Origin of the sequence: Actinoallomurus sp. NBC_01490, assembly GCF_036227085.1 — a bacterium.
GTDB lineage: Bacteria > Actinomycetota > Actinomycetes > Streptosporangiales > Streptosporangiaceae > Actinoallomurus > Actinoallomurus oryzae.
This window is the reverse complement of record NZ_CP109433.1, coordinates 788,996-803,126: the sequence shown is the minus strand read 5'-3', so window position 1 is coordinate 803,126 and position 14,131 is coordinate 788,996. Positions and strand designations below refer to the sequence as shown.

At 68.8% G+C, this 14,131-nt stretch carries 16 protein-coding genes; 9 read left to right on the top strand and 7 right to left on the bottom strand.

What is annotated here, in order from left to right:
• The first annotated feature begins 252 nt into the window (after positions 1-252).
• From OG417_RS04190 to OG417_RS04160, 7 genes are all read left to right on the top strand, one after another.
• Positions 253-720, top strand: a complete 468-nt coding sequence (locus OG417_RS04190) for a cupin domain-containing protein (protein WP_329249986.1) — start codon at positions 253-255, stop codon at positions 718-720.
• Between the two features lie 241 nt (positions 721-961).
• Positions 962-2,050 (top strand): LLM class flavin-dependent oxidoreductase, encoded by a 1,089-nt coding sequence (locus tag OG417_RS04185; RefSeq protein ID WP_329249983.1) that lies wholly within the window; start codon positions 962-964, stop codon positions 2,048-2,050.
• Positions 2,047-2,682 carry an NAD(P)H-dependent oxidoreductase gene (locus OG417_RS04180; RefSeq protein ID WP_329249980.1) on the top strand — a complete coding sequence of 212 codons (636 nt, stop codon included), beginning with the start codon at positions 2,047-2,049 and terminating at the stop codon, positions 2,680-2,682. Before OG417_RS04185 ends, OG417_RS04180 begins: the two co-directional genes overlap by 4 nt.
• A 94-nt stretch (positions 2,683-2,776) precedes the next feature.
• Complete coding sequence (locus OG417_RS04175; RefSeq protein WP_329249977.1) at positions 2,777-2,923, top strand: hypothetical protein; 147 nt, start codon at positions 2,777-2,779, stop codon at positions 2,921-2,923.
• Positions 2,924-3,140: 217 nt separating this feature from the next.
• Positions 3,141-4,517 (top strand): extracellular solute-binding protein, encoded by a 1,377-nt coding sequence (locus OG417_RS04170; RefSeq protein ID WP_329249973.1) that lies wholly within the window; start codon positions 3,141-3,143, stop codon positions 4,515-4,517.
• A complete protein-coding gene (locus OG417_RS04165) occupies positions 4,517-5,419 on the top strand; it encodes a carbohydrate ABC transporter permease (RefSeq protein WP_329249970.1) in 903 nt (300 codons plus the stop codon). Before OG417_RS04170 ends, OG417_RS04165 begins: the two co-directional genes overlap by 1 nt.
• Positions 5,416-6,237: a carbohydrate ABC transporter permease gene (locus OG417_RS04160; protein ID WP_329249966.1), complete on the top strand. Its 822-nt coding sequence runs from the start codon at positions 5,416-5,418 to the stop codon at positions 6,235-6,237. Before OG417_RS04165 ends, OG417_RS04160 begins: the two co-directional genes overlap by 4 nt.
• A 12-nt stretch (positions 6,238-6,249) precedes the next feature.
• On the opposite strand, the gene OG417_RS04155 is transcribed toward OG417_RS04160, so the two are convergent.
• Positions 6,250-7,059 carry an RNA-guided endonuclease TnpB family protein gene (locus OG417_RS04155; protein ID WP_329249963.1) on the bottom strand — a complete coding sequence of 270 codons (810 nt, stop codon included), beginning with the start codon at positions 7,057-7,059 and terminating at the stop codon, positions 6,250-6,252.
• A gap of 85 nt (positions 7,060-7,144) precedes the next feature.
• Here OG417_RS04155 and OG417_RS04150 point away from each other — a divergent pair, with 85 nt between their 5' ends.
• Positions 7,145-8,239: an ABC transporter ATP-binding protein gene (locus OG417_RS04150; RefSeq protein ID WP_329249961.1), complete on the top strand. Its 1,095-nt coding sequence runs from the start codon at positions 7,145-7,147 to the stop codon at positions 8,237-8,239.
• Between the two features lie 45 nt (positions 8,240-8,284).
• On the opposite strand, the gene OG417_RS04145 is transcribed toward OG417_RS04150, so the two are convergent.
• Both OG417_RS04145 and OG417_RS04140 read right to left on the bottom strand, forming a co-directional pair.
• Positions 8,285-9,058, bottom strand: a complete 774-nt coding sequence (locus OG417_RS04145) for an alpha/beta fold hydrolase (protein ID WP_329249958.1) — start codon at positions 9,056-9,058, stop codon at positions 8,285-8,287.
• 23 nt (positions 9,059-9,081) lie between these two features.
• Positions 9,082-10,284 (bottom strand): MFS transporter, encoded by a 1,203-nt coding sequence (locus tag OG417_RS04140; protein ID WP_329249955.1) that lies wholly within the window; start codon positions 10,282-10,284, stop codon positions 9,082-9,084.
• A gap of 57 nt (positions 10,285-10,341) precedes the next feature.
• Between OG417_RS04140 and OG417_RS04135 the strand changes: the two genes are divergently transcribed.
• Positions 10,342-10,749: a MerR family transcriptional regulator gene (locus tag OG417_RS04135; protein ID WP_329249952.1), complete on the top strand. Its 408-nt coding sequence runs from the start codon at positions 10,342-10,344 to the stop codon at positions 10,747-10,749.
• Between the two features lie 20 nt (positions 10,750-10,769).
• Here OG417_RS04135 and OG417_RS04130 read toward each other — a convergent pair whose 3' ends face one another.
• From OG417_RS04130 to OG417_RS04115, 4 genes are all read right to left on the bottom strand, one after another.
• Positions 10,770-11,387 carry a dihydrofolate reductase family protein gene (locus OG417_RS04130; protein ID WP_329249949.1) on the bottom strand — a complete coding sequence of 206 codons (618 nt, stop codon included), beginning with the start codon at positions 11,385-11,387 and terminating at the stop codon, positions 10,770-10,772.
• A 5-nt stretch (positions 11,388-11,392) separates the two neighbouring features.
• The gene (locus OG417_RS04125; protein ID WP_329249946.1) at positions 11,393-12,550 is read right to left on the bottom strand and encodes an RNA-guided endonuclease InsQ/TnpB family protein; all 1,158 of its coding nucleotides are present in this window, start codon (positions 12,548-12,550) and stop codon (positions 11,393-11,395) included.
• Between the two features lie 282 nt (positions 12,551-12,832).
• Entirely contained in the window at positions 12,833-13,759 is a 927-nt protein-coding gene (locus OG417_RS04120) for a sigma-70 family RNA polymerase sigma factor (RefSeq protein ID WP_329249944.1), read from the bottom strand.
• A gap of 3 nt (positions 13,760-13,762) precedes the next feature.
• Complete coding sequence (locus tag OG417_RS04115; RefSeq protein ID WP_329249941.1) at positions 13,763-13,987, bottom strand: DUF6458 family protein; 225 nt, start codon at positions 13,985-13,987, stop codon at positions 13,763-13,765.
• Between the last annotated feature and the right edge of the window lie 144 nt (positions 13,988-14,131).

Here is a 14,131-nt window from a genome sequence, read left to right as displayed (position 1 = left end):
GCCGCCAAAAAAGCCCAACCATGGGGCTTTTGTCCGCATAGGCGATACCCGCCGGCGGCTAGGCGATCGTCACCGACGCGGACGCGTCCTGCGCCACGCGAACGTGGTTCCCACAAGACCACCCCGCTCGACGAACAACAGCCCATCTGGCGGCTGTCCGCACGCCGCCTCGTTGATCATCCGGCCATGGCGGCATTCGGCCCGGCCATGCCGCCTCCTGCCAGTCAGAATCCACCATGAAAGGGACGTCAGATGAGCATCGCCCTCGTACGGAACCCGGGTGAAGGCCAGGCCTACACTTACTTCGGCGCCGAGCTTGAAAATGTCGTGTCGACCACCGAGACGGACGGAGTAGTAACCGTCTCGCGTCTGCACATGCAGCGCGACGAAGCGCCGCCCCTGCATGTCCACAGTCGTGAGGACGAGAGTTGGGTGGTCTTGTCCGGCCGTGTCAGGTTTTGGGCAGGGTCGACTTCGCTCGACACATGCGAAGTGCACGACGCCGAACCCGGCGCCTACATCTACGGACCCCGATCGGTGCCCCACACGCTCCAACCGATCACCTCAACCGCGGTGATCCTCACCATCAACAGCCCCGGAGCCGTCGAAGGCTACTTCAAGGGGGTCGGGCACACCGACACGTCCCGCACCGCAGATGACATCGCCGACCTCCTGGCCGAATACGGAGTGAAAATCCTCGACAACCCGCCCAGCGCCTGAAGCGCACGCCGTTCGGCCGATGCGCTTTCGCTGTGGCGACCGCGCCGATGCTCTTCGCCACTTCCAGGGCTGAGTGACCGACGTGCGTTGACCTTGAGGGCAACTGCCCACCATCGCCATCCTCGTCGCCGGCGTACATGTCTGCGCAGGCAGTACCGCTCGGGAATATCTGCCTGCGCAGGCAACTTATCGTCATCGAAACGCCGGACAGCATCTGCACAAGACCCCAAGGAGAAGCACTTTGCGTACCACCGTCACGGGCGAGCGATCCCCCTTCGAGATCGGCTTCATGACGTTCGCCGAGATCACTGCCGACCCACGTACCGGCGCGCTTCCCTCCGCGCACCAGCGCGCCCAGGAGACCATCGAGCAGGCGCGGCTCGCCGACGAGGTCGGGCTCGACCTGTTCGCCGTCGGCGAGCACCACCGCACCGACTTCGTCGGCTCGGCCCCGCCCGTCGTACTGGCCGCGGCCGCCCAGGCCACCACGAACATCAGGCTGACCAGCGCGGTCACCGTACTCAGCTCCGACGACCCGGTACGGGTATGGGAACAGTTCGCCACCCTCGACCAGCTCTCCGGGGGCCGGGCCGAGATCATCGCCGGCCGCGGCTCCTACACCGAGTCCTTCCCCCTCTTCGGCTACGACCTGGCCGACTACGCCGACCTGTTCCGCGAGAAGCTCGACCTGCTGCTGCGGATCCGCGCCCAAAATCCGATCACCTGGAACGGGCGGTTCCGCGCCGCGCTGGACACCGCCGACGTCGGTCCCCGTGCGATGCAGGAGGAGCTGCCGATCTGGGTGGGCGTCGGAGGAACGCCCGCCTCCGCCATCAGCACCGGCCGACTCGGCCTCCCCATGGCCATGGCGCTGCTGGTCGGGCCGATCACGTATCACCGGCAGACCATCGACCTGTACCGAGAAGCCGCACAGCAGGCCGGGCACGACCCCGCCACGCTGCGCACCAGCATCAACCTGCACGGGTACGTCGGGCGTACGAGCCAGGGCGCCCGCGACACGATGTACCCCTATTTCGCGAAGGGCATGATGGACAACAACCACCAGCGCGGCCGCGGTTTCGCGATGCCGCGGGCCGCCTTCGACGCCCAGACCTCCCCCAACGCCGGTCTCGTCGTCGGCAGCCCGCAGGAGGTCATCGAGAAACTGCTGGCCTACCACGAGGTCTACGGCCTGGACCGCGCCCTGATCCAGGTCGGCTTCGGCGGTATGCCGCAGAAGGACGTCCTCGAGGCGATCGAACTGCTCGGCAACGAGGTCGCCCCCGTCGTACGCCGCGAGGTCAGCGCCCGGAAGGAGCGGGCGGCGTGACCGCCGTCAGTGGCCCGCGGGTTCCCATCGCCGACCGTGCCGCCTCCCAGAAGGAGGCGCGGACGCTGCGGGTGGTGGTCGTCAACGGCAGCCCGAGCGAGAAGTCCAAGACCGTCGGGCTGGTCGACGTCGTGCTGCAGACACTCACCAGCGTGCTCGCCGCCCACGACGTCGCGGTCGAGCACACCCGGATCGACGTCTACCGGCTCGGCCCCGCCTTCACGGGAGCCTTCGAGAGGGAAGGCATCGCCCCCGAGATCGAGGACACGCTCCGCCGCGCCGAGGAGGCCGACCTGCTCATAGCCGCCACCCCCGTGTTCCGCGGCTCGTACACCGGCCTGTTCAAGCACTTCTTCGACCTGGTCGACCAGTACGCACTCGCGAACAAGCCGGTCTTCCTCACCGCCACCGGCGGCGGGGACCACCACGCACTGGTCCTGGAACACGCCCTGCGCCCGTTGTTCGGGTTCTTCCAATCGTTGACCCTCCCGGTCGCCGTCTTCGCATCCGCCGGCGACTTCGACGGCACCACGCTCCTCAGCCCACGTGTCTACGGCCGCATCGAGATGGCCGTCGACGACGTGAGCGACATCCTCGCGCTCGTGGCAACTCGCGGTAAGCCGGTTGGCTGACACCAGCCGTACGAGCCACGCCGGCCCGGGGCTCGGATGGGCCCGCACCGGAACCTGAACCTCCCCATCGGACCAGACAGTCTCAAGGAGCACCGTGCCCGACCACCGGCCCCTGATCACGGTGAGCGATGCCGATCTGGAAGATCTCCGTGCGCGGCTGCGCGCCTTCCGGTGGCCGGTTCCCTGGCCCCTGGACGGCTGGCAGGCCGGCACCGACACCTCCGATCGAGCTGGTCGGTGACGAGGCCGGCCGGCGTCCGGGTGGTTCCTTGGCGGCGATGGAACGCGACCGCCCGCAGGATCCATCACCGACCCACCTCCCCCGAGAACCCGGCCTCATCCACGCGCACGGATGAGGCCTAATTGTGATCTACGACACCCGTGTAAACATTTGATGATCGTGGGAATGTTTCGGCAACGCCGGTATTAGTGCAAATGCCTGCCTGGGAGGCTGCGGCATGAAGATCACGCGGGTGGCGGCCCTGATCGCGGCGACCGGTCTCACGGTGTCCGGATGCTCCGGTGGGGCGAGTGGTGGCGGCGGCACCACGATCCGGATCAGCGCCAACGCCGTCAAGGGCGGAAAGAACGCCAACGAGGCCGCATGGATCACCGACTACGTGATCCCCAAGTTCACCGCGATGGAGAAGGCCAAAGGCAAGAAGGTCACGGTGCGCTTCGACGGCACCGGCGTGGACGACGCCCCGTTCAAGCAGAAGACCGCGCTCGACCTGAAGACCGGCGGCGGTGCCGACCTGATCTCCATCGACGGCATCTGGGTCGGGGAGTTCGCGCAGGCGGGGTACATCAAGCCGCTCGACCAGGTGGTGGGCCCGCAGGCCGACCGGTGGGAGGGCCTCCAGCAGATCCCCGGCCCGGTGCAGAACATCATGGCCTTCAACGGCAAGAAGTACGGCCTGCCGATCGGCACCGACGGCCGGGTCGTCTTCTACAACAAGCAGTTGTTCGCCAAGGCCGGCCTGCCGGCCGACTGGCAGCCGAAGAGCTGGGACGACATCCTCGCCGCCGGCCGCAAGCTCAAGTCGCTGAGCGGCGTCACCCCGATCCAGCTCAACGCCGGCACCGCGATGACCGAGGCGACGACGATGCAGGGTGTGCTCCCCCTGCTCGTGGGCACCGGCCACGAGATCTACGAGAACGGCCGGTGGCTGGGCGACAGCGCACCGATCAGGAGCGTGCTCGACCTGTATCGGCAGGTGTACACGAGCGGGCTCGGCGACCCGCGGCTCCAGCAGAACCCGCAGGGGCGCGACGAGTCGTTCCAGCGGTTCGCCAAGAACAAGCTCGGCATCCTGCTGGAGGGCGACTACTTCTGGCGCTCGGTGGTCAACCCCAAGGGCGGCATCGACCCCATGCCCGACCGCGACAAGGACGTCGGCTACACGCTGATCCCCGCGCAGTCCCCCGGAAAGGGCATCCGCACCCAGAACGCGGTCAGCATGTCCGGTGGCTCCGGCTGGGTGATCAACCCGCACACCAAGAACGCCTCGCTGGTCTGGGACCTGCTGAGCTTCATCGGCTCCCACGACGCGGTCAAGGACGAGGTCCAGCGCTCCGCGGTCGGCATCAGCCCACGCCAGGACGTCAACGCCGAGTTGCTCTCCGGCGACCCCCTGCTGAACTTCATCTCCACCAAGGTGCTGCCGATCACCGACGTACGGCCCGGCCTCGCCGCCTACCCGCAGGTGTCCACGGCCCTGCAGAAGGCGACCGGTGACGTCGTCGCGGGCGACAGCGTGGACAAGGCGGCCAAGACCTACCAGCAGAACCTGACCCAGGCCGTCGGCGGCGCCGGGAACGTGACCACCGGCTGATGGCACAGCAGACGGCCCGGCGCTCGCTCTCCGGCGACGTGCCGGGCGGTGGCGACCGGCGGCAGGGGCTGGCGTTCGTGGTGCCCGCGCTGCTGCTCATCACGGTCTTCCTGATCCTGCCGGCGCTGTGGACGCTGTACCTCGGGCTGACCGACTACCGGCTCACCGGCCTCCAGGCCGCGCACCCGAAGGTCGTCGGCACCGCGAACTACACGCACGCGCTCGGGGACAAGGACTTCCGCGACGCCCTCGGCCGTACGCTGCTGTTCGTCCTCGGCTCGGCGATCATCGGGCAGAACGTCCTCGGCTTCGTCCTCGCCTGGACGCTGCGCTCCGCGCGGCGCTGGGCCCGCGCGCTCGTCGAGACACTCGTGCTGCTCGCCTGGATCCTGCCCGGCGTCGTCGTCGCCTGGCTGTGGATCGCGTTCCTGAAGGACCAGGGCGGCACGCTGAACGCGATCCTGCACACGCCCGGCCGCGACTGGTGGTTCGACCACCCGATGGGCTCGCTGATCGTCTTCAACGTCTGGCGGGGCACGGCGTTCTCGATGATGCTGTTCACCGCGGCGCTGTCGAGCGTGCCGCCGAGCCAGCTGGAGTCCGCGCGGCTGGCCGGTGCGAGCGGCCGGCAGCAGTTGCGCGACGTCGTCCTGCCCGGCATCCGCGGGCACGTCCTGACCAACACGCTGCTGATCAGCCTGTGGACGTTCAACGACTTCACGCCGTACCTGATCACCAAGGGGGAGCCGCACGGCGCCTCGGCGGTACTGCCCGTCTACATCTACCTGACCGCCCTGCCGGGCGAACGCCTGGGCTTCGCCAGCGCGATCTCCCTGATCATGCTGGTGATCAACCTGCTGCTGGCGCTCGCCTACATCCGGATCCTGCGGAGGCGCGCGTGAGTCCCGTCCAGGTGGTGCGGCGCATCGGCTTCTACGTCTTCGTGGCGCTCGTCACGGCGTTCTTCGCCCTGCCGATGCTGTGGCTGGTGACCGCGCCGTTCACGCGGAACCCGACGTTGTCCGTCTCGTGGCCGGACTTCACGCTGGGCAACTTCAAGCACCTCACCGACGACCCGAACGCGCTGCCCTCGCTGTACAACTCGGCCGTGCTGTCGCTGTGGACGATGCTGGTCACGGTCGGCGCCGCGGCGCTCGCGGCGTACGCGCTGAGCCGGGTGCGCGTCCCGGGCCGCGACGGGATCCTCTACCTGCTCCTGCTGCTGTCCTCGGTGATCACGGGGACGTCCGCGATGGTGCCGATCTTCCAGCTGATGTTCACGCTGCACCTGCTGGACAAGGACCTCGGCGTCATCCTGGTCATGACCGGCGGCCTGCTGCCCGCGGCGATCTTCATCCTCAAGGACTTCATGGACACGATGCCCAAGTCCTACGAGGAATCGGCGCGGGTGTTCGGGGCGAACTCCTTCCAGGTGCTGGGCCACGTGGTGCTGCCGAACGTCCGGCCGGGCCTCGCGACGATCGCCGTCTGGGCGGTGGTCAACGTGTGGGGCAACTTCCTCATGCCGTTCCTGCTGTACCGCACGCCGGAGAAGCAGCCGGCGGCGGTCACGCTCAACAACTTCTACACCGAGGGCGGTCAGCCGAACCTCGCGCTGATCTCGACGTTCTCTCTCCTCTACTCGATCCCGGTGGTGATCATGTTCCTGTTCGTCAGCCGCCGGTACGGCTTCCGCTTCCACGGAGGGATCAAGGCTTGACTGCTCCCTCTCCTAGTTCCGGAGAGGAATTCCGCTCCTCGCGGAGTGGGTTTCCTGCTTCGAAGCCGACTGCGGAAGGGAATCCCCTTGCCGTCTGACGTCAGCTCCACAGGCCGCCACGGCTCGACCAGCCGCCAGAATGTTCTTCGCGGCGTTGATGTCCCGGTCGTGCCGGGCGCCACAGGCCGGGCACGTCCACGCCCGTACCGAAAGTTTCAACTCGGCGAGCAGATACCCGCAGATCGAACACGTCTTGGACGAGGGGTAGTACCGGTCGACGACCATCAGACGCCGTCCGTATCTCCCTGCCTTGTACTCCAGCATGGAGCGGAACCGTCTCCAGCCGCAGTCAGCGATGACGCGAGCGAGGCGTCGATTACGGATCATGCCGGACACGTTGAGATTTTCGATCGCTATCGCGTCATATTCGCGTACCAGGCGGGTCGAGGTCCGGTGCAAAAAGTCATTTCGAGCGTTCCGGACCTTCCTGTGAGCACATGCAACCCGCCTTCCAACCTTCTTGCGGTTGTTGGAGCCGGGTTGCTTGCGAGCCATGCGGCGCTGGTAGCGCGCCAGTTGTCTGGCCTTGCGCTCCAGAACGCTGGAGACCTCGTTCAGGAACGACAGCTCCGGATCGGCTTTCCACCTGGTGAGTGCCGCATCGGTCTGCCGGTACGAGGTTGTACGTCCTTCGGTGCGATAGGCGGCCTGCCTGGCCGCCAACGCCTTGTTCCATACGAGCCGCACACAGCCGAACGTGCGCGACAGTATCGCGGCTTGCTCGGGGTCGGGATAGGCCCGGCACTTGTATGCCGTACGCATAACCGCAACTCTTGCAGAGGGCTATGACAATGTGTGAATGCCTTGTTCCTCTCCGATCTGACGGCGGCACCATGGTGAGGTTCTGGTGAAGGTCTCGCTGGAAGAGGTGACCAAGGTCTTCGACGGCGGCGTGACGGCGCTCGACGACCTGTCGCTGGAGATCCAGGACGGGGAGTTCTTCGCCCTGCTCGGCCCGTCCGGGTGCGGGAAGACGACGCTGCTGCGCACGATCGCGGGCCTGGAGACGGCGTCGTCCGGCACGCTGCGCATCGGCGACCGCGACGTCACCCGGGTGCCGCCGGGCGCGCGGGACGTGGCGATGGTGTTCCAGGACTACGCGCTGTTCCCACACATGACGGTGGCCGACAACATCGCCTACCCGCTGCGGATCAAGAAGGTGGGCCGGGCGGAGCGCCGGGCCAAGGCGGCCTCCACGGGCGAGGGACTCTCGCTCGGCGGGCTGATGGAGCGGCGGCCGGCGCAGCTGTCCGGCGGTCAGCAGCAGCGCGTCGCGCTGGCCCGTGCCATGGCGGCGCAGCCGACGGTGTTCCTGCTGGACGAGCCGCTGTCGAACCTCGACGCGCGCCTCCGGCTGGAGGCCCGGACGTTCCTCAAGAAGCTCCAGCACGACCTGGGCGTCACCACGGTGTTCGTGACCCACGACCAGGCGGAGGCCCTGGCCCTGGCCGACCGGATCGCGGTCATGGAGTCGGGCCGCGTCCGGCAGCTCGGCACGCCGCGCGAGGTGTTCCAGCGACCGGCGAACGTCTTCGTCGCGGGCTTCATCGGCTCGACGCCGATGAACCTGCTGGAGGGCGAGTGCGTGCCCGGCGACGGCGAGACCGCGACGTCGTGGGGCCACCGGATCGAGGTCGCGGGCGTACGGCTGCCGGTGCCGGAGGACATCGTCACCGAGCTGGCCCCGGGCGACAAGGTGATCGTGGGCATCCGGCCGGAGTACCTGACCGAGTCGGAGGAGGGCATCAAGGGCACGGTCGAGATCGTGGAGAACCTGGGCACGACCTCGCTGGTGACCCTGGTGACCACCGGCCCGAACGTCCAGCTGACCGTCCCCGAAGGCCGCGAACCGGAGCCGGGGGCCACCCTGCACGTGGCTCCCCGGCCGGGCCGGATGCTCGTCTACCGCGCCGACGACGGCGAACTCATCGCCGCCCCCTGAATCAGCCGCCCCCTGAATCACCGGACCCTGAATCACCGGACCCTGTCACCGGTGCACCTCGTCGAGGAAGGCGCGGATGAGGCCCAGCCATTCCTGCGGGCGTTCGGCGAACGGCAGATGGCCGGTGGCGATCTCGGCGAACTTCGCGCCCGGAATTCCGTCGGCCAGCTGACGGTGGTGGTAGGGCGTCGCCAGCTGGTCCTCGGTCGTCGATATCACCAGCGTGGGGATGTTCAGCCGGGTCAGGTCGGCGCGGACGTCTACGGCCTCGACGAGGTCGACGTGGTCCGGGGTGCCCGGGGGTACCGTCGCGGCGGCCCCGGCCAGCATCGCCTCCAGTTCCTCCGCGGAGAGCCGGTCCAGGAAGGACGCTCCCGCACCGATCAGTGCGAGGAAGGTGGCGAGCCTGGGCGGATCCCCAGCGTCGAGCAGTTTCCGCCAGGTCCGGGTGGCGAGTCGCATCCGGGCGCTCGGGTGGGCGAAGCTCGCGGTCAGGACCAGGGCCGTCACCCGGTCGGGGTGGCGGACGGCCGCACGGATCGCCACCGGCCCGCCCAGTGAATAGCCGACGATGGCGAACGTCTCGACGCCCTCCTCGCCGGCGGCTTCGACCAGTGCGTCGGCGAGGCCGTCCAGGGTGAGCGGCTCCGTGGCACGGGGCGTACCGCCGGTGCCGGGGTAGTCGGGGCCGATCACCTTGTAACGCTCGGCCAGTCCGTCCAGGATCGGCCCGTAGTTGGCCTGGATGCCACCGCCGCCGCCGTGGGCGAGCAGGAGAGCGGGGCCGCTTCCGCGGACGATGCGGGCGAGTTCGGACATTGATGAATCTCCCTGATGTGGTGTCACTTCACTCGGACAAGGTGGTCGGCGAGGCGTGGATCGCTCCGGTGGGCGCGGGCCGCGTAGACGGTGAGCGGGAGCGCGGCGAGGATGGCCGGGACCCCCGCCCAGGGCAGGTGCGCCAGGCCGAGGCCCGCGTCGAGGGCTCGGCCGCCGAGCCACGATCCGCCGGCGATACCGAGGTTGAACGCCGAGGCGCTGGTCGCCGTTATGAGGGTCGGGGCCGAGGGCGCGGCGGCGAGGGCCCGTTCCTGCAGCAGCGGGATGGGCGTGCCCATCACCACGCCGAGCACGAGGACGGTCGCGACCGTTGTCGTGTGGAGCCGTCCGGTGAGTGTGAGAGCGGCGAGGGTCCCGGCCAGGGCGAGGAGGGTCGCGAACAGCGAGCCCCACGGCGCACGGTCGGCCAGCCGCCCGCCGGCGAAGTTGCCGACGAGCGCCCCGGCGCCCAGCACGGCGAGCAGGAGGGCGACGGCCCGGGGTGAGAAGCCGCGCAGGCCCAGGAACGGAGACATGTAGGTGTAGAAGACGAACAGGCCGGCCTGGGACACGACGATGATTCCGAGGAGCGTCACGACCCGCCGTTCACGCAGCGTCGAGAGTTCGGCGCGCGACGGACGGGAGGCCTCCTCGGCGGGCCCGGCCGTCAGCGCCGCGACGGCGGCGAACATCAGCGCGCTCAGGGCGACGATGGCCCAGAACGTCGTCCGCCAGCCGTACGTCTGCCCGAGCCAGGTGCCCAGCGGCGCACCGAGCACGGTGGCGAGGTTCCAGCCCGCCGAGACCACCGCGATCGCCTGACCTCGGCGCGCCGGCGGGGCCGTTCCGACGGCGAGCACGACGGCGACCGCGAACGACGTGCTGTGCGTCAGAGCCGTGACCATCCGGGCCGCCACCAGCATGCCGAAGCCGGTGGCCGTCGCCGCGACCGCGTTGGCGCCCGCGAACACCACCAGCAGGGCCAGGAGCAGCGCCTTGCGCGGCAGCCGGAGGGTCAGCGCGGTCACGAGCGGCCCGCCGACGGCCACCGTCAGGGCGTACCAGGACACCAGCAGTCCGGCGGACGGCACGGGCACTCGCAGACCGGCCGAGAGTGTCGGCAGCAGGCCGACCATCACGTACTCCGCCGTGCCCACCGTGAAGACGCATCCGGTCAGCGCGGTCAGGGCCGGCCATCGCGTCCTGGCGGACGTCTTCTTCGACATGCCTGGACGCTAAACTCTCACATAGATGTGAGAGTCAAGTCTTCATCGGAGGACCGGGTGCGGATCGGCGAACTGTCCAGGCGGACCGGCGTGCACGAGCGGCTGCTGCGTTACTACGAGGAGCAGGACCTCCTCCGGCCCCGGCGCCGCTCCAGCGGTTACCGGGAGTACGACGAAGCGGACGTGGTCACGGTCCGCCGCATCCGCGGCCTGCTGGCCGCCGGGCTGAACACCACCGCCATCGCCACGGTTCTCCCGTGCCTGCGCGACGAGGAAGAGCACCTCGTGCCCACCTGCCCGGACCTGCTCGCCGACCTGGCCCGGGAGCGTGACCGGATCACCCGGGCCATCACCGATCTGCAGAGCTCACGCGCCGCCCTCGACCGCGTCATCGCCGCCGCTCCCTCCGACGTCACCGCCAGGGCCCTCGACGCTCACCCGGAGCTCTCAGCCGTCCTGCCGTAGAGGGCCCGACGACGGCGAACTCATCGACGCTCCCTGACGTACCGGGTGAGGACGGCGGCGCCGTTCTTCTCAACCGAACGGCACTCCAGGTGGGCGGGCGGGCCGCCGGCGGGGAACAGTCGCTCCCCGCTGCCGAGGATCGTCGGGAAGGTCAGCAGCCGGTACTCATCGATCAGGTCCTCGGCCATCAGCGCGCGCACGACGCTGAGGCTGCCGGTGATGACCACGTCGCGCCGTTCACGCTTGACGACCTCGACGAGGTCACCCTCGATGACCCGGGAGTTCGCCCACGCCGACGGGTCGGTCAGGGTACGGGAGGCGACCAGTTTCGACGCGGCGTTCATCCGCGTGGAGAACGGGTCGTCGCGGCCCGGCCACAGCCGGGAGAACAACTCCCACGTACTGCGTCCCAGCAGCATCACACCCTCGTCCAGCGTGGCGCCGAGCCGGAACTTGTCCCCGGCGACGCTCTCGGGCCCGTGCCGGAACGCCCAGCCGCCGGACGGCGTACCCGCGGATCCGTCCGGGTCGGAGACGATCCCGTCCAGAGTGACGAAGTCAACTTGACCCGGCCCTGAAGGGCCGGGTTTGGAGGTAGCGCCCGGCTGGCTGCTGGGTGGGCTCCTTCGTTCAGCCACCCCTTTTATGTGGTGGCAGGGACGCGTGACTCACGCCCCGCGGTCCACGCAGCTTCGCCTTTGCGGGCGATGTTGTGGGAGGCGTTGCGGTCTGCGTGGGCAACGACCCCGCAGTTCCGGCAGATGAAGACCGATTGGCTTGCCCGGTTCTTGTCGTTGATGTGGCCGCACTCGCAGCATTGCTGGGAGGTGTAGGCGGGATCGACGAAGACCACGGGCACGCCGGCTCGTTTGGCCTTGTAGGTGATGAAGTGTGTGAGCTGGGCGAAGGCCCAGGAGTGCAGCGCGACCCGTTGGGGCTTGCGGAGCCGTACCCTCTGCCGGATTCCCTTGAGGTTCTCCAGGGCGATTCCGGATGAGGTGCGTTCAGCCTCGGTCACGATCGTCTTGGCGATGATGTGGTTCTGGTTGGCGGCGTGACGCTTCTCGCTGCGTCGGCGTTTTTTGAGCAGCCGCTTGGCGGACTTGGTGCGCTTGTTCTGGAGCTTGCGGCGCAGTTCGAGCTGCCGCCTGCGGTGCCGGTTGAGTCCCCGCCCGGCGGCCTGGTAACCGGTAGAGGTGGTGGCGATGGCGGCGATGCCCAGGTCCACACCGATGAACCGCCCGGGCTCGTACCGCTCGGCCTCGGGCACCTCACAGGTGGCGATCAGATAGAACACCCCGTCACGCCGGACCAGATCGGATTCGCCCTGCCGGTGGGCCTGCAGTGTCTTGAGCGCGCCCGCCGAGCAGGCGAACGGAATGTTCTTCACCCGGCCCTGGACGGTCCACACCGACACGGTCCCGGCGTCGTACCGCCACGACAAACACCGGTCGTCATACGGCTGCGCCGCCTCGGGCCGGAACACGATCGGTTTGCCCTCGGCCTTGACCCGACGCGGGGAGCCCGGCTTGCCGAGATTCCCGGCGCGGATGTTCGCCTTCAACGTGGTGTAGGCGTCACGGACCTTCTTGATCACATGCTGGGCGGCTTGTGCCCCCAGCCCCCGCGACTTCAGCTCGCCATAGGTGTGCTTACGCAGCTCATACAGGTGCGGCACGCCCTGCTCGAACGCCACCGTCGATACCCAGTTCGCCGCCTCGTTGACCGCGTGCAGGGTGCGCTCAAGCGCCAGCGCCTGACCGGCGTCCGGCATGAGTTTGACCTGCACCACGACCTTCACAGCCAGTAACGGTAGCGTTCTTCTGTGTCACACAGGAGGGGAATCTCCCGATAACCACAGGGGGTAAGAGCGTCGCCTACACCCCTGCGCACGACTTGGTCTCCCGCGCCCCAACACCGGCCCAGGCGGCGCTAGCGCGCCGCACACGAGGGAAGCGATTCCTCCCGGCCCTGAACTGAAGGGACCGGGGTTCCTCGCTAGATCATGCTGAATGGCGATGACGCTCACGATGAGGTCCTTTCGGTCGATGCTCGCCGTACATACCGGCGCGACCGGCCGGACTCATCGCTCCTGAGGAGAAAGTCTTTCGGGCAGGTCGAAGGCCGGGAACACGGACGGGTCGGCGAACACCACGTTGTGCGCGACCCGGCCGCCGGTGACCGTGAGGACCTGGAGCGTGTGCAGCCGATGTCCGCCGCCGGGCTCCGGGGCGTACGCGGCGAGCGCGGGCTGGCCGTTCGCGGTCAGATGCCGCAGGCACCAGCCCGGACCGCGCATCGCGAACACGCGGTGCATGAACCGGCCGTAGTCGGCGCTGCCCCGGTACCACAGCGGCACCGGCGGCATCTCCAGGACCGCCTCGTCGGTGAGCAGCCGGACGAGCGCGGGGACGTCGGCCGCCTCGAACGCCTCGGCGTACCGCCGGACGACCGCGCGCACCTTCGGGTCGTCCGGCTCGGAGATCTCGCCGATGTCCCCTACGCCGGCGAGGGCGGCCCGGGCCCGCTGCAGGGCGCTGTTGACCGCCGGGACCGTGGTGCCGAGCTGCGCGGCGACCTCGGCGGCGCTGAACTCCAGCACCTCGCGGAGCACGAGGACGGCACGCTGCCGTGGCGGCAGGACCTGCGTCGCCGCCACCAGCGCGAGCCGCAGGCCGGCGCGTACGCCCGGGTCGAACCGCGCGTCGGGGAACGGCTGGAGCCAGGGGATGTCGAGCGCCGGCGTGAGCGGTGCGCCGGGGTCGTCGCTCGGCGCACCCAGCCCGGACGGCAGTGGCCGCAGCGCCCGGCCGTCGAGCGCGGTCAGGCAGGCGTTGGTCGCGATGCGGTAGAGCCAGGTGCGTACGGACGCGCGGGCGGGGTCGTACCGGTCGCGGGCCTTCCACGCGCGCAGCATGGTCTCCTGCACCAGGTCCTCGGCCTCGTGGAACGAGCCGAGCATCCGGTAGCAGTAGGCGACCAGCTCACCGCGGTGGGACTCGAGGTCCAAGCGTCAGGCCGGCGGCTGGTTACGGTCGTCGCCTGTGACCTGGGCGTTGTTGCGCGGGGCGCGGGTGCGGCTCATCATGACGAGCTGTAGCAGGAACGAGGCGGCGCCGACGACCATCAGGATCACGCCGAGGGCGGGCAGGTCGATGCCGCTGAGGTGCGCCTTGATGGCCCACTTGAAGATGGCCCCAAGTGTGATCAGGAAGATGCTGACGCCAAAGCCCACCATGCCTCCGACCTCCGGAACCCACACCGGGCCCGGAATTCACTTCGAGTAAACACCCGACTGCTGCGGCACACCACCCTATCGACACCGATGATGACGTATGCCCCGCCGCTCGAACCAGGGCGGCGGGACATACGAAACGGTGCC